21 protein-coding genes and 2 pseudogenes are annotated in these 24,786 nt (G+C 69.1%); 16 read left to right on the forward strand and 7 right to left on the reverse strand.

What is annotated here, in order from left to right; translation table 11 throughout:
- Both JWN68_RS04355 and JWN68_RS04360 read right to left on the reverse strand, forming a co-directional pair.
- Window positions 1–701: pseudogene (locus JWN68_RS04355) on the reverse strand (hypothetical protein); the annotation flags it as partial.
- On the reverse strand, window positions 698–1,123 hold the full coding sequence (locus JWN68_RS04360; protein WP_297735226.1) for a hypothetical protein: 426 nt from the start codon (window positions 1,121–1,123) through the stop codon (window positions 698–700). The gene JWN68_RS04360 and the pseudogene JWN68_RS04355, both read right to left, overlap by 4 nt.
- 168 nt (window positions 1,124–1,291) lie before the next feature.
- On the opposite strand from JWN68_RS04360, the gene JWN68_RS04365 reads away from it, so the two are divergent.
- The 5 genes from JWN68_RS04365 (at window position 1,292) to JWN68_RS04385 (ending at window position 5,900) form a co-directional block, all read left to right on the forward strand.
- Window positions 1,292–1,873 (forward strand): hypothetical protein, encoded by a 582-nt coding sequence (locus tag JWN68_RS04365; RefSeq protein WP_297735229.1) that lies wholly within the window; start codon window positions 1,292–1,294, stop codon window positions 1,871–1,873.
- Between the two features lie 72 nt (window positions 1,874–1,945).
- Window positions 1,946–3,055, forward strand: a complete 1,110-nt coding sequence (locus JWN68_RS04370; protein ID WP_297735231.1) for an S-(hydroxymethyl)mycothiol dehydrogenase — start codon at window positions 1,946–1,948, stop codon at window positions 3,053–3,055.
- A 136-nt stretch (window positions 3,056–3,191) separates the two neighbouring features.
- Window positions 3,192–3,443: a hypothetical protein gene (locus JWN68_RS04375; RefSeq protein ID WP_297735234.1), complete on the forward strand. Its 252-nt coding sequence runs from the start codon at window positions 3,192–3,194 to the stop codon at window positions 3,441–3,443.
- Window positions 3,444–3,475: 32 nt separating this feature from the next.
- Window positions 3,476–4,084: an MBL fold metallo-hydrolase gene (locus JWN68_RS04380; protein ID WP_297735237.1), complete on the forward strand. Its 609-nt coding sequence runs from the start codon at window positions 3,476–3,478 to the stop codon at window positions 4,082–4,084.
- A 34-nt stretch (window positions 4,085–4,118) separates the two neighbouring features.
- The gene (locus tag JWN68_RS04385) at window positions 4,119–5,900 is read left to right on the forward strand and encodes a glycoside hydrolase family 3 N-terminal domain-containing protein (protein WP_297735240.1); all 1,782 of its coding nucleotides are present in this window, start codon (window positions 4,119–4,121) and stop codon (window positions 5,898–5,900) included.
- A 702-nt stretch (window positions 5,901–6,602) separates the two neighbouring features.
- On the opposite strand, the gene JWN68_RS04390 is transcribed toward JWN68_RS04385, so the two are convergent.
- A complete protein-coding gene (locus tag JWN68_RS04390; protein WP_297735243.1) occupies window positions 6,603–7,790 on the reverse strand; it encodes a methyltransferase domain-containing protein in 1,188 nt (395 codons plus the stop codon).
- 73 nt (window positions 7,791–7,863) lie between these two features.
- On the opposite strand from JWN68_RS04390, the gene JWN68_RS04395 reads away from it, so the two are divergent.
- The 3 genes from JWN68_RS04395 (at window position 7,864) to groL (ending at window position 11,123) form a co-directional block, all read left to right on the forward strand.
- A complete protein-coding gene (locus tag JWN68_RS04395; protein WP_297735246.1) occupies window positions 7,864–8,901 on the forward strand; it encodes a hypothetical protein in 1,038 nt (345 codons plus the stop codon).
- Window positions 8,902–9,112: 211 nt separating this feature from the next.
- Entirely contained in the window at window positions 9,113–9,406 is a 294-nt protein-coding gene (groES, locus tag JWN68_RS04400) for a co-chaperone GroES (protein WP_297735248.1), read from the forward strand.
- A 97-nt stretch (window positions 9,407–9,503) separates the two neighbouring features.
- Window positions 9,504–11,123: a chaperonin GroEL gene (gene groL / locus JWN68_RS04405; RefSeq protein WP_297735251.1), complete on the forward strand. Its 1,620-nt coding sequence runs from the start codon at window positions 9,504–9,506 to the stop codon at window positions 11,121–11,123.
- 190 nt (window positions 11,124–11,313) lie between these two features.
- Here groL and JWN68_RS04410 read toward each other — a convergent pair whose 3' ends face one another.
- Window positions 11,314–11,490, reverse strand: coding sequence for a hypothetical protein (locus JWN68_RS04410; protein ID WP_297735254.1), 177 nt, complete (start codon window positions 11,488–11,490; stop codon window positions 11,314–11,316).
- Between the two features lie 21 nt (window positions 11,491–11,511).
- Window positions 11,512–11,979 (reverse strand): hypothetical protein, encoded by a 468-nt coding sequence (locus JWN68_RS04415; protein ID WP_297735256.1) that lies wholly within the window; start codon window positions 11,977–11,979, stop codon window positions 11,512–11,514.
- Between the two features lie 141 nt (window positions 11,980–12,120).
- Between JWN68_RS04415 and guaB the strand changes: the two genes are divergently transcribed.
- Window positions 12,121–13,623 carry an IMP dehydrogenase gene (gene guaB / locus JWN68_RS04420; RefSeq protein WP_297735258.1) on the forward strand — a complete coding sequence of 501 codons (1,503 nt, stop codon included), beginning with the start codon at window positions 12,121–12,123 and terminating at the stop codon, window positions 13,621–13,623.
- Here guaB and JWN68_RS04425 read toward each other — a convergent pair.
- Window positions 13,608–14,468: an SDR family oxidoreductase gene (locus JWN68_RS04425; protein ID WP_297735261.1), complete on the reverse strand. Its 861-nt coding sequence runs from the start codon at window positions 14,466–14,468 to the stop codon at window positions 13,608–13,610. The genes guaB and JWN68_RS04425 overlap by 16 nt on opposite strands.
- A gap of 49 nt (window positions 14,469–14,517) precedes the next feature.
- Here JWN68_RS04425 and JWN68_RS04430 point away from each other — a divergent pair, with 49 nt between their 5' ends.
- Window positions 14,518–15,624, forward strand: coding sequence for a GuaB3 family IMP dehydrogenase-related protein (locus tag JWN68_RS04430; protein WP_297735264.1), 1,107 nt, complete (start codon window positions 14,518–14,520; stop codon window positions 15,622–15,624).
- On the opposite strand, the gene JWN68_RS04435 is transcribed toward JWN68_RS04430, so the two are convergent.
- Complete coding sequence (locus JWN68_RS04435; protein WP_366519740.1) at window positions 15,614–16,573, reverse strand: pseudouridine synthase; 960 nt, start codon at window positions 16,571–16,573, stop codon at window positions 15,614–15,616. The two genes, JWN68_RS04430 and JWN68_RS04435, sit on opposite strands and share 11 nt — an antisense overlap.
- 95 nt (window positions 16,574–16,668) lie before the next feature.
- Here JWN68_RS04435 and JWN68_RS04440 point away from each other — a divergent pair, with 95 nt between their 5' ends.
- The 6 genes and pseudogenes from JWN68_RS04440 to JWN68_RS04465 all read left to right on the forward strand — a co-directional run.
- Window positions 16,669–18,327, forward strand: a complete 1,659-nt coding sequence (locus tag JWN68_RS04440; RefSeq protein WP_297735283.1) for a glycerol-3-phosphate dehydrogenase/oxidase — start codon at window positions 16,669–16,671, stop codon at window positions 18,325–18,327.
- Between the two features lie 125 nt (window positions 18,328–18,452).
- The gene (locus JWN68_RS04445; protein ID WP_297735268.1) at window positions 18,453–20,069 is read left to right on the forward strand and encodes a succinic semialdehyde dehydrogenase; all 1,617 of its coding nucleotides are present in this window, start codon (window positions 18,453–18,455) and stop codon (window positions 20,067–20,069) included.
- Entirely contained in the window at window positions 20,069–21,784 is a 1,716-nt protein-coding gene (locus JWN68_RS04450; protein WP_297735271.1) for a GMC family oxidoreductase, read from the forward strand. Before JWN68_RS04445 ends, JWN68_RS04450 begins: the two co-directional genes overlap by 1 nt.
- Before the next feature lie 354 nt (window positions 21,785–22,138).
- Entirely contained in the window at window positions 22,139–23,713 is a 1,575-nt protein-coding gene (gene guaA, locus JWN68_RS04455; RefSeq protein WP_297735274.1) for a glutamine-hydrolyzing GMP synthase, read from the forward strand.
- A 97-nt stretch (window positions 23,714–23,810) separates the two neighbouring features.
- Entirely contained in the window at window positions 23,811–23,987 is a 177-nt protein-coding gene (locus JWN68_RS04460; protein WP_297735277.1) for a hypothetical protein, read from the forward strand.
- Between the two features lie 102 nt (window positions 23,988–24,089).
- A pseudogene (locus tag JWN68_RS04465) lies at window positions 24,090–24,786 on the forward strand (Na+/galactose cotransporter); the annotation flags it as partial.

Below are 24,786 nucleotides of genomic sequence, written 5' to 3' on the forward strand. Positions count from 1 at the left end.
GTGGGGGTCGGCGTGGGGGTGGGGGTGGGCGTCGGGGGATGGGGGTTCTTCACACCAGGGTCGTCGACGGGCCCACCAGGGGTGCCGGGGATGGTGGGCGGCATGCTCGCGCCCGGTCCCTGGGACGGAGTGTTGGGCCCGGACGGCTCCTCCGGAGGCTTCTCGCCGTGGATGTCCGCCATCACCTGCGCGGCTTCGGCGTAGTCCTGGTCCAGCTTCTGGAGCGCCAGCTTGGCCTTCTCCTCGAGGGCGGCCTCGTTCGCTTCGTACTGCGCGACGTTGGCGTTGTAGGTGGCCAGCGCCGTCGTCTGCTCCGGGGTCGGAGGAGCGCCGGGCAGCGCGCCCTCCGGCTTGGTGGGCATCGCGTTGAACCCGCCGGAGATGTAGATGGAGTTGTGGGTCTGCACCGCGGCCTGGACGGCCGCAGCGGCGGTGTCGAGGGCCTTCGAGCCCTCCAGCATCCGCAGGGCGTCGGCCTCGAGCTTGTCGCCGATCGCCGTGACGTTTGCCACCATCGCGTCAGCGGCATTTCCCTCGACGTCGGGCTGGACCTCGAGTGCCTTCGAACGGATCTTCTCCGACACGCTGATCATCAGCTCGGAGGCCTTGCGCCACTCGCCCACGGAGTTGTCGATCGTGTCGTGGCGGGCGGTGTCCGCAACCTGTGTGAGCTTGTCCCGGTAGAAGCGGCTCGTCGTCACTGGTCGCTCCCGTTCGGCTGCTGGGGTGGTGGGGTGTTGCGGTTGTCGTCCATGTTGTCTCGGGCGCGTTCGGTGCTGCGGAGGAGCGCCGTGCTCGCAGCGTGCGAGTTGGCGTCTGATTCCTCGAGCTCCCGGTCGAACTTGTCCATGGCCTCCGTGGTGATCTGCAGGCTGGCCACGGCTTCGAGCACGGCGTTGTTCAGGCGCGCGTGCGCCTTGTCGGTGTGCGTGCCGAGATTCTCACCACTGAAGCGCGTCCCGAAGGCCGCTGCGGGGACGGGAGGGAACGATCGTTCGGAGAGGGAGTCCGACTCCTCCTGCAGGATCTTCACGATCTTTTCGATCACTCCGGCCGGGACCAGGATGGAGCTCAGCGTGTTCCTGACCCCAGTCAACCCGCCGACATCGGAAAGTAGAACCATTGTTGGTGCCTCCCCTTGGCTCCATGAATGTGGTGGACAGAGTGTGAGCAACCCGACACGGGTTGCCGGAGCGTTCTTTCCCACCCTGGCCTGCGCTAAACACGTCGTCGGTCCGGCCCTAGTCTGGGGCATCCAACGGCCACGTCGTACACCTCGGGAGAATGCGTCATGAACCACTGGATCAGATGGGTGAGCCTTGTGCTGATCACCTTCGCGCTGCCGGGGTGCTCGACCTCGGCAGACCGAGCATCAGAGGAGCCGACGGGGACTCCCTCCTCGGCGACGACGTCCTCGCCCAGTGAGGCGCAGAGCGCTGTTGAGGAGGTCGCCCCCGCCACCGGGACACTGCTCGCGGTCCAGGGGTCGCAGCTCAGGATCCCGGGGCACTGGGAGGCCGACTCACAGCTCCTGATGCAGGTGGCGGGCCACGACCCGGAGGATCCCCTCACGTTCATGACGCTGTTCCGCTTCCCGCAGATCAACCGGTCGATCGACGAGCTGACCCGGGAGAACGCCACGAGGAGGACTTGGGACTTCAAGCTGAAGCGCCGTGCGGACGTCACGGTCGACGGGCATGTTGCCTCCCACCTCGAGGGCAAGGTGTACGCCGATGAATACGTCGTCCTGTTCTCGACGCTGTGGAACGGCGAGTCGCTGGAGCTCCAGTTCAACTTCGCCAACGGCGAGCCGAAGGTCGAGCGTGACGAGATCGTCCAGAGCGTGCTGGCCACCTGGGAGTTCACCAGCTGACCAGCATGATTGCTCCTGCACACCCACCGCTGCTTGTCTGAGCGCGGTGGTCGTCCGACGAAGGAGTCACGCATGCAGCAGGTGAAGGCCGTGGTGGCCCACGGCAAGGGGCAGCCGGTCACGATCGAGACGATCAACGTGCCCGACCCGGGCCCGGGCGAAGCCGTGGTGAAGGTGCAGGCCTGCGGGGTCTGTCACACCGACCTCCACTACCGCGAGGGCGGCATCAACGACGACTTCCCCTTCCTGCTCGGACACGAGGCGGCCGGGGTCGTGGAGTCAGTGGGCGCCGGTGTCACCGGACTCGAGGCCGGGGACTTCGTCGTACTCAACTGGCGTGCTGTCTGTGGCAGCTGCCGGGCCTGTCAGCGCGGTGAGCCGTGGTACTGCTTCGCCACCCACAACGCCACCCAGAAGATGACGCTCGCGGACGGCACCGAGCTGTCCCCGGCGCTGGGCATCGGCGCCTTCGCCGAGAAGACGCTCGTCGCCGCCGGTCAGTGCACCAAGGTCGATCCGTCCGCCCGGGCCGCGGCCGTCGGTCTGCTCGGGTGCGGCGTCATGGCGGGTCTCGGGGCCGCCATCAACACCGGCAACGTCAGTCGCGGCAAGTCCGTGGCCGTGATCGGCTGTGGCGGAGTGGGCATGGCCGCGATCGCCGGCTCCGTGCTTGCAGGAGCCTCCAAGGTCATCGCCGTCGACATCGACGACACGAAGCTCGAGTGGGCGAAGAAGATGGGCGCCACCGACACCATCAACTCCTCCGACACCGAGCCGGTGGCCGCGATCCAGGCGCTGACCGACGGCAACGGTGCCGACGTGGTGATCGACGCCGTGGGCCGTCCCGAGACCTGGAAGCAGGCGTTCTACGCCCGTGACCTCGCCGGCACGGTCGTCCTGGTCGGAGTGCCGACGCCGGACATGAAGATCCCCGACATCCCGCTCATCGACGTCTTTGGTCGGGGTGGGGCGCTGAAGTCGAGCTGGTACGGCGACTGCCTGCCCTCGCGCGACTTCCCGATGCTCGTCGACCTCTATCAGCAGGGCCGGCTCGACCTCGATGCGTTCGTCAGCGAGGAGATCGGCCTGGACGACGTCGAGGCCGCGTTCGCCAAGATGCACGAGGGCGGCGTGCTGCGCTCCGTGGTGGTGTTCGAGCCCGAGGCCCGTGATGGATCCTGATCGTGCGCGGAGCCTGCTCGAGTCTCAGCGCCGGCGAACAGTGCATCCGGACCGAAGTCGATGACGTACCAACGCGGCAGCTCGACCACGGTGAAGCCCACGATGTCAACGTCCGGGTTCGCCTCGAGGTAGCGGGTTGCCGGTCCGTTACGAGGTCGCCCAGGCCCACCTCGCCCGCACCGCCTCGATCCAGACCGTGCGTTGGAACGAGGAGCTCAGGATGGTCGACCACAACGACTTCTTCAGCCGAGCGAGCGGGACCTTGGTCAACGTGGTCGACCCGACCAACGTCATGTACCACGCGCGGACCCCCTTCAACGCGGAATACACCGCCCTCCGCAACGACGTCGCCGACGACCTGGCGTGGCTCGCCAGACACTGGGGCTGAGGCTTCGGCGGCCGAAACCTTAGACTTGTCGCATGACTGCGCGCATCGACCACGTCCAGATCAGCGGCACGTTCAGCCTCGACGGTGAGACGCACCAGGTGGACAACAACCTGTGGGTCGTGGGGGACGACGAGGAGTGCATCGTGATCGACGCCCCTCACTCCGTCGACGACATCCTGGCCGTCGTGGCCGGCCGCAACGTCAAGGCGATCATCTGCACCCACGCGCACGACGACCACGTGCGGGTCGCGCCCGCGTTGCGGGAAGCCACCGGCGCCCCGATCCTGCTGCACCCCGACGACCGGCCGTTGTGGGAGCTTACGCATCCCGACGAGCTCTGGGACGCCGACCTGGCGGACGGCCAGACCATCAAGGTCGCCGGAGCGGCGCTCAAGGTGCTGCACACGCCCGGCCACGCCCCCGGAGGGGTCTGCCTCTACGTCCACGACCTCGGATGCGTCTTCACCGGCGATACCCTCTTCCAGGGCGGACCCGGGGCGACCGGGCGCTCGTTCAGCGACGAGCACCAGATCAAGGACTCCATCCGCACCCACCTCTTGCGGCTGCCCGACGAGACCGTGGTGCACACGGGCCATGGCCCGGACACCACCATCGGCGCCGAGCGGGACAACCTCGGCTGAGGCCCGCCTCAGGGCCGGATGCGAGACTGCTGTGATGCGTCGGGTGGTCTGGGTCTTGGTCGCGCTGAGCCTCGTTGGCTCCGGCTGCAGCAGCGCCCCCGAGTCCCCCGCTCCGTCCCCGGACGAGTCCCCGGCGGCCACCGAGAGGTTCACGACGCCCCCGACGCCGGCGGAGAAGCTCGGGTTGGTGGCGGGTTGGGGACCTACGACGTCGGAGCTCGAACGGGCGGCGCGGCTCGTCGACTCGATGCCGCTGCCCGAGCTGGCCGGACAGGTGATCATCGCCGAGTGGCAGGGCACGTCGGCCCCCGTCGACATGGTCCGGAGCCTGCACCTCGGCGGCGTCATCGCCTTCTCCGACAACGTCACGTCGACGGCTCAGATCCGTGACGTCAACGCACGGCTTGCTGGCGCCGTACGCCGCAAGTGGCCCCTCTTCATCGCCGTGGACCAGGAAGGCGGGGTCGTCGAGCGCATCAAGGGCGACGCGACGCGCTTCCCGACGTTCATGAGTGCGGGGGCTGCAGGCAGGCTGAGCGTGACGAAGCAGGCGGCCCGGGCGAGCGGCGCCGAGCTGCGAGGTCTTGGCTTCGACGTCGTCTTCGCTCCCGACGCCGATGTCACGACGGGTCCCGACGACCCCACCATCGGGTCTCGCTCAGCCGGTTCGGACCCCCGGACCGTGATCGACCGGGTGGGCGCGGCCGTCGACGGATACACCGCCTCGGCGCTGGTCCCGGTCCTCAAGCACTTCCCCGGCCACGGCTCCGTGCCGCAGGACAGCCACCTGACGCTGCCGGTGCAGACCCGCACGCGCAAGCAGCTGACGGCTCGTGACCTCGCTCCGTTCGCGGCAGCCGTCGACGTAGGAGTGCCAGCGATCATGGCGGGCCACATCGACGTACGCTCCATCGACCCGCGGGTCCCGGCGTCGATGTCGAAGGAGCTGGTGACGGGGGTGCTGCGCGAGGACCTCGGCTTCGAAGGTCTCGTCGTGACCGACTCCCTCTCGATGGCGGGGGTGCGGGCGAGGTACGACGCAGCGCGCTCGGCTGTGCAGGCACTGCGAGCCGGCAACGACGTCCTGCTCATGCCGCCCTCACCGGCGGTGGCGCGCGCCGCGATCGTGGCAGCCGTGCGAGCCGGGACGCTCAGGCGCGAGCGCCTGGAACAGGCGGCCGCGCGGCAGATCGCGCTGCTGACCCACTACGCAGGCACGCCCGAACAACGCCGCGGGCGACCGCCTGGCTCGGGTCGCGCCGCCTCCAGGGCGCTCAGTGCGGCTGCCGTCACGATGGTGGCTGGGGACTGCGGCGCCCGGCTGGTCGGGAGGGCGGTCACTCCGGTCGGGGACCCCGTGGCCGTGACCAACTTCGCGAGCGCTGCCCAGGCAGCGGGACTGGTGGTGCTGTTCCGGCAGGCGACGCCGCGGGCCCTCTCGACGCCCGAGCCCGCGCCCCGGCGGCAGAAGAAGGAGAAGGTCAAGGCCTTCCGGCGTCGCGTGCAGGCGTGGGAGGTGCGCGAACGCCGCCGCGGGTCAGAGCTGAGTCGCTTCCTCGCGGCCGAGGAGTCACGCCTGGCCGCGGGCACCAACATCGGCTTCACCGGCTATCAGGACCTCGCACACGACGGCGAGATCGCCATCGCGACCGACACCCCGTACGTCCTGGGGACCTTGCAGGCACCGGTGAAGATCGCCACCTTTGGTGACACCGCGGGCGCGATGTCGGTGCTGGTCGAGGTGCTACTGGGGCGGACAGCGACCCCCGGCTCGCTGCCGGTGCCTGTCGCGGGACTCGAGCGCGAGGGCTGTTAGCCAGCCGCCACCTGAGGTCGACGTCCCTACACGACGGTGCAAGCCCTGTCTGGTGATCCTGACACTGGTGATGGCAGTGGGGCCCCGGCTCCCAGGGTCGATGCAACTACAGGGACCGGGGAGCCCGACATGGTCAGCAAAGCCGTTCGTCGACGCACGGAACGGCCTGCAGGGGCCGGGATCGCCCGCCGCACCCTCACGCGAGGGATTGCCTGGTCAGTGCCTGCCGCGTCGGTCGTCGCGGCTGCTCCTGCGTTTGCTTCCACGCCGCCCCCGCTGATCGTCACGCAGCAGGGCAACGCCTGCAAGCACCCGGGCAACCCAAAGTTTTACCGCTTCACCTTCCGCTTCAGCAGCGACTACGCCACCACGGTGACGCTGACCAGCATGGTCGTCAACGGACAGATTGGCGCGACGCTGTTCCCCACCACGGTGAACGTGCCGGCGGGTGGCTCGGGGTGCACGTACATCGAGCCGGCCTGTGCACCAACAGTGCCAACGGTGAAGCACCGCTCAACTACACCTATGTCGTCGCCGCGACCTCACCGTCTACCCGGGGTCGTTCGATACCGAGGCGAACGACCTGCCGGTGTGTGGCTCTCCGCACGACGCCAGCAACGCGCCGGACTACGACCCGCCGCACTGCGAAGCGTCGGGGACCGGTGAGAACCCGAACAACCCCGCCGCAATCTGCAACCAGAACTAGGCCAACGGCTCCACGAGGTAGGCCCTGCCGACTCCGGCGACCCGGGTGAGGACGAGCGTCGTCGTGTTGTCGCCTCGCAGGTCGAGGCGCTTGCGCAGCTGCTCGGGCACGATTTCCACGCCGCGCTTCTTGATGGTCAGCGAGCCCACACTTCGGTCCCGCAGTGCGGCCTTGAGCTGCTTCTCCCGGTAGGGGACCTCCTCCAGGACGCGGTAGGAGCGGGCGAAGGGCGTCTGGAACGGTGAGTCACTCGTGACGTAGGCGATGTGCTCGTCGAGCAGCCCGCCCCCGACCCCAGCCGCGACGGCGGTCACCAGTCCGGCGCGGATGACCGCCCCGTCGGGTTCGTAGAGGAACGCGCCCATCTCCCTGACCGGGCGTGGCTGCCCGTCGTAGGGGTCGTCCTCGTCGGTGATCGTGGCCAGGCCGCCGGTCCCGATCACAGTGGCTCGTCGGTCCGTCGTGGCGAGGGCGCGGGCCCAGAGGACGGCCTCCTTCACGTCTCCACCCTCACTCACCCACTCGGCCTCCACGCCGTCGGGGATCACGTCGTGGGAGATGCCCGGAGCCACCTTCACGACACCGCGCCCGGCCAACAGTCCCAGGACGAAGGTCCAGGGCGGGGTCCACCCGTCGACGTCGAAGACCCGTCCGCGGGCGCCACGACGTGCTGGGTCGGCAAACGCCGCGCCGAACGCCTGGGTGTCGATCGCTTCGACGTCAGCCACCTCGACGGCGCCAGGAAGCCCGAGCGCGGCGAGGTTGGCTCGGGCGACGGCGACCCTCACCGGGTCGAGGTCGACGCCGGCCGTCGTGAGGCCCGCGCGGGCGAAGGCGATCAGGTCGCCGCCGATGCCGCACCCGAGGTCGATGATGCTCCCGACCTGCGCGGCAACGAGCCGGGCGGCTCGATGCTCGGCCACCCGCAGTCGTGTGGCCTGCTCGAGTGCGTCCGGGGTGAAGAACATGTGCGGTGCGAGCTCGCCGAACTTGGCCACGGCGCGTCCGCGCAGCTCCACCTGCGTCGATGCCGCCGCCGCGCGTTCGGCGTCAGGCTCCACCCGGCGGACTGCTGTCGCTGCCCGGACCGGGTCACCACCGGCCTCCACGTGGATGGTCGCCGCTGTCTCGAGCAGGGCGCGCCCTGCGTCGGTCGTCAGCCACACGAGCGTGGAAACCTCCATTTGTGCATCCTGTCAGGCGGGTTCGTCGCGCCCCGCGGCGGTGGAGTGGCCCAGTCGTGGCATGGTCATGTCTGTGCGCAAGTTCATCTGGCCAGTCGTCCTCGTCCTCGTCACCGTCCTGCTGATCGGGGGCGGCATCCTGTTGTCCCGTCAGCAGGAGGGTGGGCTCAAGCCCGGGACGCTCATCTCCGAGAGTGGATCCGTGGCCCTGGTGGGTCGCACCACTGAGGTGCGTGTCCCGTGGGGGAGCCTGCAGGTGACGGTGACCGAACCGCTCGACGAGACCGAGGACGGCGAGAAGGTCGGCCCGGGCAAGAGCCTGATCGGGGTGCAGGTGTCCCTCCGTGGGCCCGAGGACCTCCTGATGACCGATCGGGTACCGAACGGCTACCTGCTCGACCCGACGTTCACCCTCGTGGCCGACGACGAGGAATACCTGCTGGAGGGCCTGGCGGGGTGGATCAACGACGAGGAGATCAGTCCGGTCTCACGCCGCCAGTACGTCGCCCTGAAGGGCGTGCCGGAGAAGCTGAGCCTGAAGGTGGGCTACGAAGGCGTGGAGCAGGTCGTGGACGGCCTCACCGGCCGCCTCGTCCGCGGCAAGGCCCAACCCCTGTACGACCTCGGGTTCCCCGGAGGAGCCCAGCCGTGCGGCGAACCCCTGTGGAGCCCGGGGGCCGGCGACGTGGGCAAGGCCGTCACCACCTGCCTGATCACCTCCGCGGCGACGCGGCCCTACGCCGCCGGTCTCGGCTGGGCGCCCGAGGGGAGCCGCTGGATGCTGGTGAACGTGCTGCCCGGGACGCCACCGGAGTTCAAGGGCCCGGAGGGCACCTACACCGTGGTGGACTCCACCACGACGTACCTCCTGGACCTGCAGGCGCCTCAGAAGACCTTCGACTTCAACGACGCCCTGCCGCCGGGCGCAATCGCGGCGGAGAACGACTCGCAGGTAGCCGTCTTCGAGGTCGCCGAGGACCGCCCGACGGGGCAGTTCGAGGTCCGCACCGAGTTGGTGGGGGAGACCGAGGTGACGATCGGCAAGGGCAAGAAGAAGCGGACGAAGACGGAGACGTTCGAGGCGCTGGTCGCCCTGGGCGCCTTCCTCTGACCTCCCGTTGCAGGGCTCAGGACGGGCCACTCTGGCACTCGGGCAGGTGGAGTGCTAACGTCTGAGTTGGCACTCTCGCTATGAGGGTGCCAGTGCTTGCCACGACGTGCGACCCCCGCGACGGCGTACATCACGGCAAGCCCAAGCGTGCGAAGGACATCCGTCCTTCGGGTCCAAGTTCAAGCCCAACGTGGAAAGTGGAGGTCGACACGTGTCGGTCAACATCAAGCCCCTCGAAGACCGGATCGTCGTCAAGCCCCTCGACGCCGAGCAGACCACGGCCTCCGGCCTGGTCATCCCCGACACCGCCAAGGAGAAGCCCCAGGAGGGCGAGGTCCTGGCGATCGGTCCGGGTCGCGTCGACGACAACGGAAACCGCGTGCCGCTCGACGTCGCTGTGGGCGACAAGGTCATCTACAGCAAGTACGGCGGCACCGAGGTCAAGTACGCCGGTGGCGACTACCTCATCCTGTCCGCCCGCGACGTCCTCGCCGTCGTTTCCTGATCAACTCCTGATGGTCCGTGACGGGTGGACCCTGAATCAGTCGATTCGGGGACCGCTCGTCACGGGCCATCTGCATTCACTCCCAAGGAGCACCTGAATGTCCAAGATCCTCGAATTCGACGAGAACGCCCGCCGCGCCCTGGAGCGCGGGGTTGACGCGCTCGCCAACGCCGTCAAGGTGACGCTCGGCCCCAAGGGCCGTTACGTCGTCCTGGACAAGAAGTGGGGAGCCCCCACGATCACCAATGACGGTGTCACCGTCGCCCGTGAGATCGAGCTCGACGACCCGTTCGAGAACCTCGGCGCCCAGCTGTGCAAGGAGGTCGCGACCAAGACCAACGACGTCGCCGGTGACGGTACGACCACCGCGACCGTGCTCGCCCAGGCGATGGTCCACGAGGGCCTGCGCGCCGTCGCGGCCGGTGCCAACCCGATGGGACTCAAGCGGGGCATGGACGCAGCGGCCGAGGCCGTCGGCGACGCCCTGCGCGAGGCGGCCCGCGAGGTCGAGTCGCGCGAAGACATGGCGTCGGTGGCCACGATCTCCTCGCGCGACAGCCACATCGGCGACCTGCTCGCGGAGGCCTTCGACAAGGTCGGCAAGGACGGCGTGATCACGGTCGAGGAGTCCAACACCATGGGCACCGAGCTCGAGTTCACCGAGGGGATGCAGTTCGACAAGGGCTACATCTCGGCCTACTTCGTCACCGACCCCGAGCGGATGGAGTCCGTCCTCGACGACCCCTACATCCTGCTGCACCAGGGCAAGATCGGCGCGATCGGCGACCTGCTGCCCCTGCTTGAGAAGGTCATCGGTGCCGGCAAGCCGCTCTTCATCCTCGCCGAGGACGTCGAGGGCGAGGCCCTCTCCACCCTGGTCGTGAACAAGATCCGTGGCACCTTCAACGCGGTGGCGGTCAAGAGCCCCGCGTTCGGTGACCGTCGCAAGGCCATGATGGAGGACATTGCCGTCCTCACCGGCGGCCAGGTCGTCGCTCCCGAGGTCGGGCTCAAGCTCGACCAGATCGGTCTCGAGGTGCTGGGCCAGGCCCGCCGCGTCGTGATCACCAAGGACAACACCACGATCATCGACGGGGCCGGCGACTCCAGTGCCGTCGAGGGCCGCGTCAACCAGATCAAGGCCGAGATCGAGTCCTCCGACTCCGACTGGGACCGCGAGAAGCTCCAGGAGCGCCTCGCCAAGCTCGCCGGTGGTGTCTGCGTGATCAAGGTCGGCGCCGCCACCGAGGTGGAGCTGAAGGAGAAGAAGCACCGCATCGAGGACGCCGTCTCCGCGACGCGCGCTGCGATCGAGGAGGGCATCGTCCCCGGCGGTGGCTCGGCCCTCATTCACGCGGTCTCCGTGCTCGAGGACAACCTCGGTCTCACCGGTGATGAAGCGGTCGGCGTGCGCGTCGTGCGCAAGGCCGCCGACGAGCCCCTTCGCTGGATCGCCGAGAACGGTGGCGTGAACGGCTACGTCGTCACCACCAAGGTCCGCGAGCTCGGTGTCGGCAACGGCTACAACGCCGCGACCGAGGAGTACGGCGACCTCGTTGCCCAGGGCGTCCTGGACCCGGTCAAGGTCACCCGCTCCGCGCTCGTCAACGCCACCTCGATCGCGGGCATGCTGCTCACGACCGAGACGCTGATCGTCGACAAGCCCGAAGAGGCCGAGCCCGCTGCGGCTGGTCACGGTCACGGTCACGGTCACTGATCGACGTACCCGCTCCACCGACTGACCCGTCCGGGGTTCCCCGGGCGGGTCAGTCGCATTCCAGGGCGATGCCGTCAGGGCGCCTCGGCGACGGTCTGGGCGAACCCACGGTCTCCCTGGTAGGCCTCGGCCCACAACAGGTAGCCGGGGGCGACCTGGGCCGGCGGGACGTAGAACACGGTGGAGGTGCTCAGCCGCAGGAAGTCGCCCGACGCCAGGTCGTAGGAGTAGACGCCCTCGTCCCCCTCCCCGGGGCCTCGATGAGCAGGTGGCCACCGCCGTCGAGTTGCCCCCGGATCGAGTCGTCCTGGAAGGTCACGACCGGCTCGCCGGTCATCGAGACGACCTGCACCCGGTCGTCGGTCACGCCTCGCAGCGACAACGGCGGTCAGAAGGGGAACCAACTGCGGGGATCCGAGGTGTAGAGACCATCGATCCTCGGAGGAATGAATGACCTCGACCTCGCGTGGACGTCATCCACCGACAGTCGGAGCAGAGATGTATCGAGGGTGTACGAGGCACGGATGGCGCAGTCACCCGGCGGCAGGGAAACTTCAGCGACAGGTCCAAGGGGAGCGGTCTGGACGAGCACCTTCTCCTCGACGACGGACAGCTCAAGGGTTCCGGTGCTGAGCAAGGAAGGCTGGGTGGCCGCTCGCGCCATGTCACACGTCGTCTCGACGGAGATGCGATGAGGCGCCTGACGGGTCAGCTGCAAGGCGCCCGAGTCCGCCGCCGACTCGGGGAGCCACGTGACGGTCGACGTGTTGAAGTTGGCGGGTGCGAACGCAAAGACGGTGGCCAGGATGAAGGAGATCATCACCAGGGCGGCGCCGATCCGCGTGCGCGAGCTCATCGGCACAGCGGTCCGCCCGCACAGGTCAGGCGTGCAAATCGTGTGTGCAGGCCGAAGTCGCGTGCACAGCAGACGTCATCCAGGACCTGTTGTCACGGGCCAGACTGTGCCACGTCTGGGCGCACCGTTAGACTGTCGGGGGTGGAGATCCCCGAGAAGTTCGCTGCGCTGGGCCTCACCTACGACGACGTCCTGCTGCTGCCGGGCGAGTCCGACCTCGCGCCGAGCGACATCGACACCACCAGCCGCCTCACGCGTGAGATCTCGATCAAGGTCCCGCTGGTCAGCGCCGCGATGGACACCGTCACGGAGTCCCGGATGGCCATCGCCATGGCCCGCGAGGGGGGCCTCGGCGTGCTCCACCGCAACCTGTCGATCGAGGACCAGGCCTACCAGGTCGACCTGGTGAAGCGGACCCAGACCGGGATCATCTCCAACCCCATCACCATCGGTCCTGACGCGACCCTCGAGGACCTCGACCGCGTGTGCGGCGAATACCGGGTCTCCGGGCTCCCGGTGGTCGACGTCGACAACCGCCTCATCGGCATCATCACCAACCGCGACCTGCGGTTCACCCCCGTCGCCGAGTGGGCCACGACCAAGGTGGACGAGGTGATGACGGCCGAAGGATTGATCACCGGCCACTCGAGCATCTCCCGCGACGACGCGACGGCCCTGCTCCGCCAGCACAAGCGCGAGCGGCTGCCCCTCGTCGACGGCGGAGGTCACCTCACCGGGCTGATCACGGTCAAGGACTTCGTCAAGAGCGAACAGTTCCCGCATGCGTCGTACGACGCCGACGGCCGTCTGCTCGTGGGCGCGGCCATCGGCTACTTCGGCGACGCCTGGGAGCGCGCGACCACCCTGGTCGAGGCCGGCGTCGACGTGCTCGTCGCGGACACCGCGCACGGTCACGTCCACCTGCTGCTCGACATGGTGCGGCGGCTCAAGTCCGACCCGGCGACCCGCCACGTCCAGGTCATCGGCGGCAACGTCGCGACCCGGCACGGCGCCCAGGCGTTCGTGGACGCCGGCGCGGACGCCGTGAAGGTCGGCGTGGGTCCCGGCTCCATCTGCACCACCCGCGTCGTGACCGGGGTCGGCGTGCCGCAGGTCTCGGCCGTCTACGAAGCCTCGCTGGCCTGCAGGCCGGCCGGGGTGCCCGTGATCGCCGACGGCGGCATGAAGTACTCCGGCGAGATCGCCAAGGCGCTCGTCGCCGGTGCCGACTCGGTGATGCTCGGCTCCCTGCTGGCCGGCTGCGAGGAGTCGCCCGGCGACCTGGTGTTCGTCAACGGCAAGCAGTTCAAGTCCTACCGCGGCATGGGCTCGCTCGCGGCGATGAGCAGCAGGGGCAAGAAGTCCTACTCCAAGGACCGCTACTTCCAGGCGGAGGTCGCCAGCGACGACCAGATCGTGCCCGAGGGCATCGAGGGCCAGGTCGCCTACCGCGGACCCCTCGGCGCCGTGGCCCACCAGCTCGTCGGCGGCCTCATCCAGTCGATGTTCTACGTCGGCGCCCGGACGGTTCCCGAGCTCCAGGAGAAGGGCCGCTTCGTCCGGATCACCAGCGCCTCGCTCACCGAGAGCCACCCGCACGGCGTCACCATGACCGCCGAGGCGCCCAACTACTCCGGTCGCTGAGGAGCCCGTGTTCCCCCGGCCTTCAGCAGCTTGCGCTGTGTACGCCGTCCCTTCTTCACGAACACCGGCGCCACGGCCAGGCTGAACGCCGGGAAGGTGTCACCGAAGCGGACCAGCGCTCCCCGGGCCCGCGGCACGGCAGTCACGAGGCGCGGCCTGTCCAGCACCTTGCGGACCGCCTGGACCACGTCAGCGGGCTGGAGCAGCGTGCCGGAGAAGGACAGCGCCGCCGCCGGGTCGTCCAGCTTGTCGTACAGCATGGGGGTCCAGATGCCGTCGGGACAGATGCACGAGATGTCGATGTTCCTGATTCCAGCGGCGCGCAGGTCCGCCATGGTGCTGAGGCTGAAGCCGATGGCAGCGTGCTTGGACGCGGCATAGACCGCCTCACCCGCCACGGCGCTCAGGCCGGCCAGCGACACGATGTTGATCACGTGTCCGCCGCCGGTCCCGTCCGGACCACGCATGGATGTGAGTGCTGCGAGGGTGCCGTTGATCGTGCCGAGGGCGTTGACCTCGACCATCAGCCGGCGGGTGGGCTCGTCCTGCTCCCAGGCGGGCCCGGTGACGATCACGCCGGCGTTGTTCACCCACACGTCGAGCCGACCTGCACGCGCCACGACGTCCTCGCAGGCCGCCACGACCGCGGCGTGGTCCCGGACGTCGAGGGTGCGGGCGACGGCGCGGTCGCCGAGCTCGGCAGCCGTGGCCTGCGCGGTGGCCTCGTCGACGTCGGTGACCAGGACGAGGTGCCCGCGCTCCACCAGCAGCCGGGCGATCTCCTTGCCGAGCCCGCGGCCCGCGCCGGTGACCACTGCTCCGCCTGCCGTGATCTCTGAGTCCATGCGCACATCTGACCACGGTCGGCGGCGTGCGCCCCGTTAGGCTGCGTCAGTGACTGAGATCGAGATCGGCCGAGCCAAGCGAGCCCGTCGGGCTTACTCCTTCGACGACATCGCGATCGTGCCCTCGCGGCGCACCCGCGACCCCGAAGAGGTCAGCGTGGCCTGGCAGATCGACGCCTACCGCTTCGAGATCCCCGTCATGGGCGCCCCGATGGACTCGGTGATGTCCCCGGCCACGGCCATCGCCTTCGGGAGGTTCGGCGGGCTGGGCGTGCTCAACCTCGAGGGCCTCTGGACGCGGTACGACGACCCGTCCGACCTGCTCCAGGAGGTGGCTGGGCTCCGGGGGAGCGACGCCACCCGGCGGATGCAGCAGATCTATGCCGAGCCCATCAAGGCGGAGCTGATCACCGAGCGACTCAAGCAGGTGCGGGAGGCGGGCGTCACGGTCGCCGGGTCGCTCTCCCCGCAGCGCACCAAGGAGTTCGCCAAGGCCGTCGTTGACGCCGGGGTGGACATGTTCCTCATCCGCGGGACGACCGTGAGTGCCGAGCACGTCTCCTCGCGGGCCGAGCCGCTCAACCTCAAGGAGTTCATCTACGAGCTCGACGTCCCGGTCATCGTCGGCGGGTGCGCCACCTACCAGGCGTCGCTGCACCTGATGCGCACCGGTGCGGCCGGGGTGCTCGTCGGGTTCGGCGGGGGAGCGGCCCACACGACGCGGACGGTGCTCGGCGTCGCCGTACCCATGGCCTCCGCGGTCGCGGACGTGGCAGCCGCTCGTCGCGACTACCTCGACGAGTCCGGCGGTCGCTACGTCCACGTCATCGCCGACGGCTCGATCGGTCGCTCCGGCGACATCTCCAAGGCCATTGCCTGCGGTGCCGACGCCGTCATGGTGGGCTCTCCCCTGGCACGGGCGACCGACGCGCCCGGATGCGGCTTCCACTGGGGCGGCGAGGCCCACCACCCGGACCTGCCCCGCGGCGAGCGGGTCGAGTTCGGACCCGTCGGCACCATGGCCGAGATCCTCTTCGGCCCCTCGCGTGTGGCCGACGGAACGATGAACCTCATCGGGGCCCTACGTCGCTCGATGGCCACGACCGGCTACACGGACATCAAGGAGTTCCAGCGCGTCGAGGTCGTCATCGGCTGACGCCGCCGGCGTCCGACGATCCGGCCGCGATGAGTGGAAGCTGACGCTCGCTGACGAAGTTCCGGCTCGTCCCGTCGACCGGGTCGACGAAGTCCAGCTCGCTGGCGAGCAGCTGGAGCGGGCGGGAGAAGTCGTCGATGGACGTCTCGCGCACGACGGGATAGAGCGGGTCGCCCTCGATCGGGATGCCGAGTCCGCTCAGGTGGAGACGCAGCTGGTGGGTCCGTCCGGTGCGGGGCGTCAACCGGTAGACCGCAAGGTCGCCCATCCGCGATTCCAGCTGGACCAGGGTCTCGGCGTTGACCGGTGCGTCGGGCACCACCTCCGCCTGCCAGGTTCCGCGGGTCTTCTGGATGTGGTTGCGGACGGTGACGGGCAGGGTCAGATCGGGGCGCCAGGGGGCCAGGGCACGGTAGGTCTTGTGGACGGTGCCGTGCTCGAACATCACCTGGTAAGGCCCGCGCCACCGACGTTCGGTGGCCATCAGCAGCAACCCGGACGTCACCCGGTCCAGGCGGTGCAGCGGTGAGAGCTCGGGCAGCCCCAGCTCGTGCCGCAGCCTGACCACAACGCTCTGGCGCACGTGCTTGCCGCGGGGGATGGTCGAGAGGAACGCGGGTTTGTCGACCACGAGGATGCGCTCGTCGCGGTGGACGACGACGAGGTCCCCGGGCACCTCCACCTCGGCGCGCAGGTCCCGGTGGAACCACACGAACGTGTGCGGGAGATAGGGGTCCTCATCACCGACGGCGCGCCCGTCGTCGTACACGAAGCGTCCCTCGGACACGAGGGCGTCCACGTCGACGTGCTCGGGCAGCTTGTGCCGGAGCCAGTTCGCCATCGTCGGCCAGGAAAGCTCGGGTGCCCCCGGACGTGCCTGTCGGTCCGGCGTGCGCACCCACGCCGCGCCGAGGCCGTGACGGGCGGGCAACGGAGAACGGCGGGGCACCCTGAGATGCTAGGCCCGCGGTTCGGAGCGGCTGAGAGGATGGGGGCGTGACCTACCAACTCAGCCCCGGGCACCGCGCCGACGCCCTTGCCGCGATGACCGGCTCGCAGCTCGACGTGCTGGTGGTCGGCGGCGGCATCGTCGGCGCCGGAGCGGCCCTCGACGCCGTCACAAGAGGGCTCAGCGTCGGTCTGCTCGAGCAGCGAGACCTGGCCTCCGGCACCTCCTCGCGCAGCTCCAAGCTGGTGCACGGCGGCCTCCGCTACCTCGAGATGCTCGACTTCGCCCTGGTCAAGGAAGCCCTGGAGGAGCGCGGACTGCTGCTCAGCCGGCTGGCGCCGCACCTGGTCCGACCGGTGCCGTTCCTCTACCCGCTCAAGCACGCCTGGGAACGGCCCTACGTCGGGGCGGGGGTCGCGTTGTACGACGCCATGGCGATGACCGGCAAGTACGAGATGGGTGTGCCGAAGCACAAGCACCTGTTCCGCAAGCAGCTGGCCCGGATGGCCCCCGACATCAGGACCGAGGACCTCCATGGCGCGATCCGGTACTACGACTGCCAGGTCGACGACGCGCGACTCGTGATGACGGTCGCGCGCACAGCGGCCAACAACGGTGCCCAGATCGCGACCCGCACCAAGTTGACCGGCTTCATCCGGGAGGGCGACCGGGTCGTCGGGGTCACCGCGCTCGACCTCGAGAACGACGTGGAGCTCGAGGTGCGCGCCAAGGTCGTCATCAACGCCGCCGGTGTCTGGACCGACCACGTGCAGGAGCTCATCGGGGGTGACGCGACCCTTGACGTCGGCGCCAGCAAGGGCGTCCACCTCGTCGTGCCGCGCGACCGGATCCGCTCGGAGTGCGGCTTCATCACCAAGACCGAGAAGTCGGTCCTCTTCGTCATCCCGTGGGGAGCCTTCTGGATCATCGGCACCACCGACACCCCCTGGGACTTCGACCTGGCCCATCCAGCAGCCAGCCGGACCGACATCGACTATCTCCTCGGGCACGTCAACGCCCTCCTCAAGGACCCGCTCGACCACCGCGACGTCGTCGGGGTCTGGGCCGGCCTACGACCGCTCCTCAAGCCCGTCGTCCGCAAGGGCGAGCTGGGCGAGACGACCAAGCTCTCGCGCGAGCACACGGTCGCCAACCCGGTGCCCGGGCTCGTCCTGGTCGCCGGCGGCAAGCTCACGACCTACCGCGTGATGGCCAAGGACGCGGTCGACCACGCCATCCGCGACTTCGGCGCCGCCTCGCCGAGCATCACTGAGCGCGTGGCACTGCTCGGAGCCTGGGGGTACGAGGCCCGTACCAACCAGCGGGTCGCCCTCTCGCGTGCCTCGGGCATCGAGGTCGGGATGATCGACCACCTCCTCGGCCGCTACGGCGGGCTGATCGACGAGGTCCTCGAGCTGATCCGCGCACGACCGGAGCTGGCGGCGCCCCTCCAGGGGGCTCCGCTCTACCTGGCGGCCGAGATCGTCTACGCCGTCTCCCATGAAGGTGCACGACACCTCGACGACGTGCTGACCCGGCGTACCCGCATCTCCATCGAGACCTTCGACCGCGGGGTGCACAGCGCTCGACCGGCGGCGTTGTTGATGGCGGAGGCGCTCGGCTGGGATGCGGCGCGGGTCGACGAGGAGGTCGGCCACTACCTGCGCCGGGTCGAGGCCGAGGAGCAGTCGCAGCTGAAGATCACCGACCAGGAAGCCGACGAGGCGCGCGTCCGGGCGCCGGAGATCGTCTGAGCGTCGATCAGGCGTCGAGGCTGATGCCGGGCCTCGGCGCTTGACAAATCAAGGTCGTGTGTCAAATGTCGGGACGATGTGACTGGCCAGTAGCAGGGGGGCCCCGCGCGCCCTACCCTCGGAGGATGAGCGAGCAGACCCCCGCCTCCGGCCACCTCGTCAACGGTCCTGCGGACCCCGAGCACGACCCGAAGGCCAGCTACGCACTGGAGCCCGACTACGTCGCCAACCTGACCCGGCGCGTCATCAGCACCACCGGGGCGACCGTCGCGGTCGAGTCACCCCTCAACGGCCAGCCGCTCGCACACATCCCGCAGTCGAGCGCCGTGGACGTGGCCGAGGCCTACGCCCGCGCCCGACGTGCTCAGGTGACGTGGGCGCGTACCTCGATCGACGATCGCGCCGCCATGCTGCTCCGGCTGCACGACCTGGTCCTCGATCGCCAGGAAGAGATCATCGACCTGATCGTGCTGGAGTCCGGCAAGGCCCGCAAGCACGCCTACGACGAGCCGATGCACATCGCGCTGACCGCTCGCTACTACGGGCGTACGGCGCACGAGCACCTCGACCCGCAACGCAAGATCGGCGTCGTGCCCGCCCTGACGCGGGTCGAGGTCAACCGGATTCCCAAGGGCGTCGTCGGGATCATCTCCCCGTGGAACTATCCCTTCACGATGGCGCTGTGCGACGGGCTGCCCGCACTCCTGGCGGGGAACACCGTGGTGACCAAGCCCGATGCGCAGACGATGCTCTCCGCGCTGCTCGGCGCCCAGCTGCTCGAGGAGGCCGGCTTCCCCGAGGGCGTGTGGAACGTCGTGGCCGGGCCCGGTCGCGAGATCGGCACGCCGATGATCCAGCGCTCCGACTACGTCTGCTTCACCGGCTCCACCGCCACCGGCAGGCTGATCGCCTCCCAGTGCGCCGACCGGCTGATCGGTGCGTCGCTGGAGCTCGGCGGGAAGAACCCCATCCTGATCCTGCGTGACGCCAACCTGGAGAAGGCAGCCGAGGGCGCGGTCCGCGCGGCGTTCTCCAACGCCGGCCAGCTGTGCGTCTCCGTGGAGCGGATGTTCGTCGCCGACCAGATCTACGACCGTTTCGTCCAGCGCTTCGTCGCCCGCACCCAGGCCATGACGCTCGGCTCCTCGATGGAGTGGGGCGTCGACATGGGCAGCCTCATCTCGCAGGCCCAGCTCGAGACCGTGCAGGCGCACGTGGACGACGCCGTCGCCAAGGGCGCCCGCGTGCTGGCCGGCGGTCGGGCGCGTCCTGACCTCGGACCCTTCTTCTTCGAGCCGACGATCCTCGAGGGGGTCACTCCCGACATGACCTGCTTCGGCGACGAGACCTTCGGGCCGGTGGTCGCGCTCTACCGCTTCCACGACGAGGCGGACGCCGTCGCACGCGCCAACGCCGGCGAGTACGGTCTCAACGCCTCGATCTACACCCAGGACGGTGCTCGCGGGCGGGCCATCGCCCGGGAGATCACGTGCGGAACGGTCAACATCAACGAGGCCTTCGGGGCGACGTTCGCCAGCATCGACTCCCCGATGGGAGGCATGCGCCAGTCCGGGATGGGCCGGCGGCAGGGCAGCGAGGGGATCCACCGCTACACCGAGTCGCAGTCCGTGGCCACCCAGCGGCTCGTGCGCTTCGCCCCCATGCTCGGGATGTCGGACGAGACCTATGCCAAGGTGATGACCACGCAGCTGCGCCTGTTGAAGAAGCTGGGTCGCGCCTGATGGGCACGCACTACGACGTGCTGGTCATCGGGTCCGGCTTCGGCGGTTCGGTCACGGCTCTTCGGCTGACCGAGAAGGGCTACCGCGTGGGCGTCCTCGAGGCAGGCGCACGCTTCGACGACTCGTCCTTCCCGGCGACGTCTTTCGACGCCAAGAAGTTCCTCTTCGCACCCGCGCTGGGCATGTACGGCATCCAGCGCATCGACATGGTCAAGGACTGCATGATCCTGGCGGGCGCGGGCGTCGGCGGCGGGTCGCTGGTCTACGCCAACACGCTCTACGAGCCCCTCGACGCGTTCTACCGCGACCCGTCGTGGGCGCACATCACCGACTGGAAGGCCGAGCTCCAGCCCTACTACGACCAGGCCAAGCGGATGCTCGGCGTGGTCGAGACGCCCTGGCACACACCGTCGGACGAGGTGATGAAGAAGGTCGCCGAGGAGATGGGTGTCGCGGACACGTTCCACCCGACTCCCGTCGGGGTGTTCTTCGGTGATGTGGCCGACCAGGCCGACAAGCAGGGACGCAAGCACGCCGACCCCTACTTCGGTGGCGCCGGGCCCGAGCGTGCCGCCTGCATCGGCTGCGGTGAGTGCATGACGGGGTGCCGGCACAACGCGAAGAACACGCTGGTGAAGAACTACCTCTACCTCGCGGAGACCAACGGTGCCGTCGTACACCCCCTCACCACGGTCACGCGGGTCCGGCCGCGCGCCGAGGGCGGCTACGCGATCGAGACCCGCTGGACCAAGGCGAAGATGTCGCGTCGCAAGGCGGTGCGCACCTTCACCGCCGACCAGGTCGTCTTCTCGGCGGCGGCGCTCGGCACCCAGAAGCTGCTCCACCAGCTCAAGGGCGAGGGCGACCTGCCCCATGTGTCGGACCGGCTCGGTGTCCTGACGCGCACCAACTCCGAGGCCATCCTCGGCGCCCTCGCGCCCGACCTGTCCGTCGACTACACCCAGGGTGTCGCCATCACTTCGTCGTTCCATCCCGACGAGCACACCCACATCGAACCCGTGCGCTATGGCAAGGGATCCAACGCGATGGCGCTCATGCAGACCGTGCTCGCCGACGAGGTCGTCGGCGAGCACCGGCTCAAGACCTGGCGCCGCGAGCTCTGGGCCAAGCGCCGGGACGTGCTGGACCTCTATGACATGAAGCACTGGTCGGAGCGCACCGTCATCGCCTTGGTCATGCAGACGCTGGACAACTCGATCACCACGATGGGGGTCAAGGGCCGCTTCGGCTGGCGGATGACCAGCAAGCAGGGACACGGCCTGCCCAACCCGACGTACATCCCGGTCGCCTACGACGCCGTACGCCGCATGGCGAAGGTCATCGGTGGCGAGCCCGGCGGCAACGTCGGCGAGCCGTTCGAGCGACCCCTCACCGCGCACTTCATCGGCGGCTGCACGATCGGGGACAGCCCCCGGACGGGCGTCGTCGACCCCTACCAGCGCATGTTCGGCCACCCCGGTCTCCACGTCGTGGACGGGTCGACGATCTCCGCCAACCTTGGCGTCAACCCTTCCCTGACGATCACCGCCCAGGCGGAGCGCGCCATGGCCTTCTGGCCCAACAAGGACGAGGTCGACACCCGCCCCTCCCTCGGTTCGGCCTATCAGCAGGTCGCCCCGGTCCCGCCCAAGAACCCGGTCGTCCCCGACGAGGCCCCGGCCGCCCTGCGGCTGCCCATCGTGGGCGTCAGCTGAGGTCGCGAAGTTTCTTTCAGCCAGGCGTAACCCGGTGCGATCGGGGTCGTTGCCCCAGTGACGGACCCGGGCAATGCGCTCCCTCCCAGCAGCCGGGCCCGTCTTGTCCCAGCGGTCTCCAGCAGACGCGAGGACGCTAGGGCCCGACCAACCTCCCTCCCCGGTCGGGCCCTAGGCAATTTCTGGGGTCGGCCCCGGGCCCGACACTGTGCCGTCGCTCCCCGGTCGGGCCCTAGGCAATTTGCTGACCCGACCGATTGGGCACACAGCGATAGTCCACTGCCATCAGGTGGCACCGGACGACCGCTCTCATGCGACGGGTCTGGGCGGCACTGGGCTCGATAGACTCCGCGCGTGACGAACCCACACGCCGACCACGACCTCGTCCTGGTGGTCGACTTCGGCGCCCAGTACGCCCAGCTGATCGCCCGGAGGGTGCGGGAGGCCCGCGTCTACTCCGAGATCGTCCCGCACTCCATGCCGGTCGCCGAGATGCTCGCGCGCCGGCCCAAGGCGATCATCCTCAGTGGCGGACCGTCCTCGGTCTACGCCGACGACGCCCCCGGCATCGACAACACCGTCTTCACGGCGGGTGTCCCCGTCTTCGGCATGTGCTACGGCTTCCAGCTGATGGCCCAGGGCCTCGGCGGCGAGGTCGCGCACACCGGAGCGCGTGAGTACGGGCGTACGCCGGTCACGGTCACCGCCGCAGGCACGCTCCTTGCAGGCATCCCCGAGGCGCACAAGGTCTGGATGTCGCACGGCGACTCGGTCGCAGCAGCCCCCGACGGCTTCACTGTGCTGGCGTCGACCGACGTCACCCCGGTCGCCGCGTTCGAGCACGTCGGCCGCGGACTGGCCGGCGTGCAGTGGCACCCCGAGGTCCTCCACTCCGAGCACGGCCAGCAGGTCCTGGAGCACTTCCTCCACGAGATCGCCGGCTGCCGGCAGACCTGGACGATGGTCAACATCGTCGAGGAGCAGGTCGCGCAGATCCGTGAGCAGATCGGCGAGACCGGCCGCGCCATCTGCGCGCTCTCCGGCGGGGTCGACTCGGCTGTCGCCGCCGCGATCGTGCAGCGCGCGATCGGCGACCGCCTGACCTGTGTGTACGTCGACCACGGAATGATGCGCCAGGGCGAGACCGAGCAGGTGAAGCGGGACTTCGAGGAGGTCTTCTCCGGCCTGGACGTCGTCGACGCAGCCGACCAGTTCCTCGACGCGCTCGCCGGTGTCCGCGACCCGGAGGAGAAGCGCAAGATCATCGGCCGGGAGTTCATCCGCACCTTCGAGGCGGCAGAGGTCCGAGTCTTCGGTGGCCTGGCCGCGGGCGACGCCACGGCGTGGCTCGTGCAGGGGACGCTGTATCCCGACGTCGTGGAGTCGGGCGGTGGGGCGGGGACGTCGACGATCAAGTCGCACCACAACGTCGGCGGCCTGCCCGACGACCTCCAGTTCGAGCTCGTCGAGCCGCTGCGCACGCTCTTCAAGGACGAGGTCCGGGCAGTGGGCGAACAGCTAGGCCTGCCCTCGACCATGGTGTGGCGCCAGCCCTTCCCGGGCCCTGGGCTCGGGATCCGGAACATCGGCGAGGTCACCCGGGAGCGGCTCGACCTGCTCCGCCAGGCGGACGCGATCGCTCGGGAGGAGCTGACCCGCTCCGGGCTCGACCGCGACATCTGGCAGATGCCGGTCGTGTTGCTGGCCGACGTCCGCTCCGTCGGGGTCCAGGGCGACGGTCGTACCTACGGACACCCCGTCGTCCTGCGGCCGGTCACGTCGGAGGATGCGATGACCGCCGACTGGGCGCGACTGCCGTACGACGTGATGGAGAGGATCTCGACCCGGATCACCAACGAGGTGGCCGAGATCAACCGGGTCACCCTCGACATCACGTCCAAGCCCCCCGGCACGATCGAGTGGGAGTGACCGGCCCAGTCGTGTGACGGACGGCAGCCGTTCAGCACTAGGATCGACGCCTCGGATTCCGGACATTCCCCCAACACATCACACCCCGGAGCAGGACATGGACGAAGCAGCACGCGATGAGACGCAGGCGGAGATCGAGTCGCTCCAGGACTTCCTCGACGACAAGCGCGTCGCCCAGCAGGCCCTCCAGGAGGAGGCCGACAAGGAGGCCGCGCGCATCACGGAGCTGGAGTCGGAGCTGGCAGACCTCCAGGCACAGGGCGAGCCTGCCTGAGCCCCAGCACACCCGGGAGGGGGTGCGCCGACGGCCCGAGCCGGTCTAGGTTGTTGGCCACTCGCTCCGTCTCGGGAGGTTTGCGTGCACTCGATCACCCCCATGGCGACGCTCATCGAAGCGTCCTGGCTCGACTACCTGTTGGTCGGCATCTACTTCGCGTTCGTGCTCGGTATCGGCGTCATGGCGAGACGCTCGATCTCTGACTCGATGGACTTCTTCCTGTCCGGGCGCTCGTTGCCCGCCTGGGTGACCGGACTGGCATTCATCTCCGCGAACCTCGGTGCTGTCGAGATCATGGGCATGTCGGCGAACGGCGCCCAGCTCGGGTTGCCGACGTTCCACTACTTCTGGGTCGGTGCCGTCCCGGCGATGCTCTTCCTCGGCGTCGTGATGATGCCGTTCTACTACGGCTCCAAGGTCCGCTCGGTGCCGGAGTTCATGTTCCGCCGGTTCGGCACCGGGGCGCACCTCGTCAACGCGATCAGCTTCGCGGTCGCGCAGCTGCTGATCGCGGGTGTCAACCTTGCGCTCCTGGCGGGCATCGTGCGTGCCCTCCTCGGCTGGCCGATCTGGGTCTCGCTGATCGTGGCAGGCGCGGTCGTGTTGTCGTACATCACCTTGGGCGGGCTCAGTGCGGCTATCTACAACGAGGTGCTCCAGTTCTTCGTCATCGTCGCCTCTCTGGTCCCGCTGACGTTGATCGGCCTGCACCGGGTCGGTGGGTGGGACGGCTTGACGGACAAGATCAGCGCCGCCTCGGACACCGCAGCCTCCGCCTCCGACGCACCACCGGCGT

It is taken from the genome of Nocardioides sp. (genome assembly GCF_025964975.1).
Taxonomy (GTDB): domain Bacteria; phylum Actinomycetota; class Actinomycetes; order Propionibacteriales; family Nocardioidaceae; genus Nocardioides.

What these genes read in the sequence shown, in the direction of transcription:
- JWN68_RS04360 (WP_297735226.1), bottom strand. Translation starts at nt 1,123, where the DNA reads ATGGTTCTACTTTCCGATGTCGGCGGGTTGACTGGGGTCAGGAACACG.
- JWN68_RS04365 (WP_297735229.1), top strand. Translation starts at nt 1,292, where the DNA reads ATGAACCACTGGATCAGATGGGTGAGCCTTGTGCTGATCACCTTCGCG.
- JWN68_RS04370 (WP_297735231.1), top strand. Translation starts at nt 1,946, where the DNA reads ATGCAGCAGGTGAAGGCCGTGGTGGCCCACGGCAAGGGGCAGCCGGTC.
- JWN68_RS04380 (WP_297735237.1), top strand. Translation starts at nt 3,476, where the DNA reads ATGACTGCGCGCATCGACCACGTCCAGATCAGCGGCACGTTCAGCCTC.
- JWN68_RS04385 (WP_297735240.1), top strand. Translation starts at nt 4,119, where the DNA reads ATGCGTCGGGTGGTCTGGGTCTTGGTCGCGCTGAGCCTCGTTGGCTCC.
- JWN68_RS04390 (WP_297735243.1), bottom strand. Translation starts at nt 7,790, where the DNA reads ATGGAGGTTTCCACGCTCGTGTGGCTGACGACCGACGCAGGGCGCGCC.
- groL (WP_297735251.1), top strand. Translation starts at nt 9,504, where the DNA reads ATGTCCAAGATCCTCGAATTCGACGAGAACGCCCGCCGCGCCCTGGAG.
- JWN68_RS04415 (WP_297735256.1), bottom strand. Translation starts at nt 11,979, where the DNA reads ATGAGCTCGCGCACGCGGATCGGCGCCGCCCTGGTGATGATCTCCTTC.
- JWN68_RS04425 (WP_297735261.1), bottom strand. Translation starts at nt 14,468, where the DNA reads ATGGACTCAGAGATCACGGCAGGCGGAGCAGTGGTCACCGGCGCGGGC.
- JWN68_RS04440 (WP_297735283.1), top strand. Translation starts at nt 16,669, where the DNA reads ATGACCGGCTCGCAGCTCGACGTGCTGGTGGTCGGCGGCGGCATCGTC.
- JWN68_RS04445 (WP_297735268.1), top strand. Translation starts at nt 18,453, where the DNA reads ATGAGCGAGCAGACCCCCGCCTCCGGCCACCTCGTCAACGGTCCTGCG.
- JWN68_RS04450 (WP_297735271.1), top strand. Translation starts at nt 20,069, where the DNA reads ATGGGCACGCACTACGACGTGCTGGTCATCGGGTCCGGCTTCGGCGGT.
- JWN68_RS04460 (WP_297735277.1), top strand. Translation starts at nt 23,811, where the DNA reads ATGGACGAAGCAGCACGCGATGAGACGCAGGCGGAGATCGAGTCGCTC.